Source organism: Tenacibaculum xiamenense, from assembly GCF_964513065.1.
Lineage (GTDB): Bacteria > Bacteroidota > Bacteroidia > Flavobacteriales > Flavobacteriaceae > Polaribacter > Polaribacter xiamenense.
In genome coordinates this window covers 1-2,200 of sequence record NZ_CAZEQU010000006.1, presented here as the reverse complement: position 1 = coordinate 2,200, position 2,200 = coordinate 1, and the positions used below count along the sequence as shown (strand labels likewise).

Genomic DNA, 2,200 nt, shown 5'->3' with positions numbered 1-2,200 from the left:
AAAAACCATGTTATAACTAACATGGTTTTATGAATTAAGATAAGACTAAATACGAGTATTATTGATTACTCGATTTTATATTATCAGCTCCCTTGACTATGAAAAAGTAAGATCGCCTATTTTGTTCATGCTCTTCTTCGGTACAATCTTCCCTACAGTCGTTTATTAACTGACGCTCTCCATAGCCTATAGCGCTTTCTATTCTATCTGAAGAAATACCTCTTGATACAATATAATCTCTTGTTGAATCTGCTCTTCTTTGTGATAATCTTTCGTTATACTCTGCTGGTCCTCGACTATCTGTATGAGATTCTATTCTAATTATCATTTCTGGATGTGCCTTCATAACACTTACGATATGCTCCAATTCATATTCTGCATCCGCTCTTATAGTATCTAAGTTAAAGTCAAAATATATTGGATTAATCACTATTTGATCTTCAACTATTAAGGATTCTAAGGCTATATTCGCCTGTAATTCTTTCTTATCAATATCTAATGTTGTTTGTTCTATTTGACCTTGAATGTATTCTGGTTTTGATGCTACTACTACATATTTACGTTCACAATCAATCTCTGTAAAACTATAGCCTCCATCTGAACTTGTGGTTTGTTCTGATACTGGCTCTCCTTTATCATCTATCAATCTAACTGATACTCCTGATATTGGTTCTCCTGTTTTGTTCTCACTTACCACTCCACTTATTACCTCTTTACATTGATAAATTCTAAAACTGTAAATATCATCATCTCCTTTTCCTCCTTCTCTATTAGATGAAAAATATCCTGCCTTACGTTCTTTATCTATTATAAATCCAAAATCATCTAATGGTCCATTAATTGGGGCACCTAAGTTTACAGGAGCTTCATAACCCAATCCTCCTAACTTACTCTCAAAAACATCTAAGGCTCCTAAACCTAAATGTCCATCTGATGCAAAGTATAATCTATTGTTAGAACCGATATAAGGAAACATCTCTCTTCCTTCTGTGTTAATGTCTTTACCTAAGTTCTCTGGTTCTCCAAAAGTACCATCTTCTGAGATAGATACTTGGTATAAATCTGTTTCTCCATATCCTCCTGGCATGTCTGACACAAAATAAAGTGTTCGCCCATCAGCACTCAATGATGGATGACCTATAGAATAATCATCATTATTAAAAGGTAGTTCTTCTATTCCTCCCCAAGTATCATCGTATTGCTTCTTAGCTTTGTATATCTTTAACTTTGCTGTTTTCTCAACATCTCCAGAAGCATTGTCTCTTGTAAAGTACATAGTACTCCCATCTTTACTTATAATGGCATTGGATTCATGAAACTTACTACTTAATGATGTTAATTTCTGTGAAGCACCAACATCTAAACTTCCTCCTTCTTGTAATTGCTGCTCTTCAGACTTGTAAATATTCAAATAAGGCTGATTATTCCACTTATAGATTTTCTTGTTTTCTGAATCTGCTCTGGTCGATGAAAAATAAAAATAACCATCATGTACAAAACCTCCGAAGTCTGAATATTCTGTATTGATTGCCAAGTTATGAATATTCACATAGGTTTTAGGCCTATTGGTGTATTCTGAAAAGTATTGCTTATTAGCCTCTAAAGCCAAAACCCTACTATCATTTCCTTTTAACTCTTTTAGCTTTAACAACCATTTATCTGATTCTGGTACATTGCCATTACTCTTTAATACCTGTGCATATCGAAAAAAGTGCTCTGGTGATGCCACTCCTTCATGTTGTTCCATCAGGTTTTTGTATGAGTCTTCTGCTTTTTTATAGGAAGATGTAAAATAATAAGAATCTGCCAATCTACTGATTACCTCATATGAGCGATCTCCCTTATTATAAAGTTGTTGGTATAACTCTGCTGATTTACTATAGGCATATTCTTTAAAATAACGGTTAGCCGCATAACGACGTTGACCATAACTGCTTAAACAAATCCCTAATAATAACAGTATAACAATGATGCGTTTCATATTCTCCTGTTTTTGTATCCTTATGTTCTTTTAAAAAAATCTTGGTGATTTCACCGTTTGAGGTCTAAACAATTCATATCTCAATAAAATCTCGTGAGTTCCTGAATTGTAATTACTATAATTCGATGTCGTCAAATCATAGGCATAACCTATTTGTAACGATCTACTTACTTGAAAACCTAACAATGCACTGATAGAATCATCCCAACGCCAAGCTAC

General features: G+C 33.8%; 2 protein-coding genes. Both read right to left on the bottom strand.

The window, feature by feature from the left end:
- Window positions 1-58: 58 nt before the first annotated feature.
- A complete protein-coding gene (locus tag ACKTTV_RS01680; RefSeq protein ID WP_408029070.1) occupies window positions 59-1,981 on the bottom strand; it encodes an OmpA family protein in 1,923 nt (640 codons plus the stop codon).
- 30 nt (window positions 1,982-2,011) lie between these two features.
- The coding region (locus ACKTTV_RS01675) for a type IX secretion system membrane protein PorP/SprF (protein ID WP_408029069.1) at window positions 2,012-2,200 on the bottom strand (189 nt) is incomplete at its 5' end.